Here is a 1,637-nt window from a genome sequence, read left to right as displayed (position 1 = left end):
CCCGACGCGGGGCTGCGGGTGGTGCGTCGCGTGGCCGACCTGGGACGCCCCGACGCCGTGATCCTGCCCGGCAGCAAGAACACTCTGGCCGACCTGGCGGACCTGCGCGCCCGGGGCCTGGCCGACGCCCTGGCCGCCCTGGCCGCTGAAGGCGCGGAGATCCTGGGCGTGTGCGCGGGGCTCCAGATGCTCGGGCGCGAACTGAGCGATCCCACGGGCCTGGAATCGGGCCTGGGGCGCGCGCCGGGCCTGGGGCTTCTGGACCTGGCCACGGAGCTTCTGCCATGCAAGACCCTGCGTCAGACCCGGGCGCGGCATCTGGCCTCGGGACACGTCATGGAAGGCTACGAGATCCACCACGGCGTCACGCGGGGCGGTCCTGGGGCCGTGGCGTTGGCCGCTTGCGAAGAGGGCGGCGGGGCCGTGGCCTGGGGTGAGCCCGGGCGCGTGTGGGGCGCCTACCTGCACGGGCTCTTCGACGCCCCCGGCTTCCGGGGCTGGTGGCTGGACGCCCTGCGCGCCCGAAAGGGGCTCCCCCCCGTGGAGCGCACGGGGTTCCGCGAGGCGCAGGGCGGCGTGGAGGCCGCCCTGGAGCGTCTGGCCGACACGGTGGAGGCCGCCCTGGACATGGAGGCCGTCACGGCCCTCATGGGGCTTGGGTGAGCGCCGGTGCTCCCGCCCGTGGCCGCGCGGCACTTGAACAGCGCCGGGGAACGGTCTAGATTCACCATGCACGGGGCCGCGCGCCCCGGCGGGCAGCCATGAACCCACCCACCTCGAAACGCCCAGGCGTCGCGCGCCTCCTCACATGGCGCGCCCTCGCGGCCGCGCTGGCGCTGCTGGCCGTGCTGGCCTGGCTCCTGCCCCTGGCGGCCACGCGGCTGGTGGGCCGCGAGACCCTGCGTCGCGCCGCCGAGGAGGCCATGACCGAGGCCCTGGGCCGCTCGGTGCGCGTGGGCGGCGACGTGCGCCTGACCATGGTCCCCTGGCTTGGCCTTCGCGCGGGCTCGGTGGAGGTGGCGGGCGAGCCCTCCTTCGGCCCGGAGCCGCTGCTCACCGCCGGGGAGATGGCCGTGGGCCTGGACATCCCGGCCCTGCTGGTGGGCAGGGTGGCGGTGGAGTCGGTCTCGCTGGCCTCTCCCGAGTTGCGCCTGGAGCGCGACGAGGAGGGCCGTCCCAACTGGGCGCTTCCAGGGCTGGAGGCGGCGGACCGCTCGCCGGGCAGGCGGGGGCCGGGCCTGCCCCGGGGCCTGCGCCTGGAGGAGGGGACCCTCCACTTCTCCGACCGCTCCACGGGCGCGAGCTTCACGGTGCGCGGGCTCAACCTGCTCACCACCGCGTCGCGGCCCTTCAAGTTTTCCGTGTCCTTCTCGGCCGAGGCCGGACACCTGGATCTGGCGGGCGAGTTCCACGCCAAGGGCGTGGCCAGCTATTCCGAGGAGGGCTCCCGGCTCCACGTGCACAAGGCCCAGGCGGCGGGGTGGCTGGCCGCGCCCGGCGCGCTGCCCGGCGCGCAGGCGCGCGTGCTCTTTTCCACAGACCTGATGGTGCACGGCGACGGGGCCGTGGAGGCCGCCAACCTGGTGCTGGAGGGCCTGGGCGCGCGCGTGACCGGGCAGGTGAACCTGGCCGGGCTG

The 1,637-nt window shown here is 75.7% G+C and carries 1 protein-coding gene and 1 pseudogene; both read left to right on the top strand.

What is annotated here, in order from left to right:
- Nucleotides 1-663 (top strand): annotated as a pseudogene (locus ACV4UX_RS19355) (cobyric acid synthase); the annotation flags it as partial.
- A gap of 98 nt (nucleotides 664-761) precedes the next feature.
- Nucleotides 762-1,637 (top strand): AsmA family protein (locus tag ACV4UX_RS19350; protein WP_491594907.1); only part of this gene is annotated, 876 nt, incomplete at its 3' end.

The sequence above is a fragment of the Fundidesulfovibrio sp. genome (assembly GCF_058402725.1).
The sequence above is the reverse complement of the archived record's forward strand: the minus strand, read 5'-3'. Positions and strand labels throughout refer to the sequence as shown.